This window comes from Staphylococcus pasteuri (genome assembly GCF_030547725.1).
Lineage (GTDB): Bacteria > Bacillota > Bacilli > Staphylococcales > Staphylococcaceae > Staphylococcus > Staphylococcus pasteuri.
Genome location: NZ_JAUOQO010000282.1, coordinates 1 through 278 on the forward strand (window position 1 = coordinate 1; position 278 = coordinate 278).

At 61.2% G+C, this 278-nt stretch carries 1 protein-coding gene; it reads right to left on the reverse strand.

Translation table 11 applies throughout. From position 1 onward, the window contains the following. Positions 1-20 precede the first annotated feature (20 nt). Positions 21-227: a hypothetical protein gene (locus Q4528_RS13680; RefSeq protein ID WP_303522099.1), complete on the reverse strand. Its 207-nt coding sequence runs from the start codon at positions 225-227 to the stop codon at positions 21-23. Between the last annotated feature and the right edge of the window lie 51 nt (positions 228-278).

The following is a 278-nucleotide window of genomic DNA, read 5'->3' on the forward strand; positions in this document are numbered from 1 at the left end:
GTCCTGCTCGTAGTACGGCTTCATTCGTCAACCTCCGGCTCTACCGTCAGGTCGCCGTAGTTGGTGCCGTCCTGGTCGAACAGCGTGTAGACGAAGCGGCCGTGGTCATCGCGGTAGAGGTAATCAACGTGAACCGCGTCGGTCGCCTGCCGTGCCGCGACGTGTGGCAGGTCGGCCTCCTCGACAGTGGAGATACCGTCGTCCGTGGTCACAATCCATTTCGGCATATTAGATGTCTCCTAGGGGCGGGATGTGCGTCGGCATCGGCTCTGCGATAC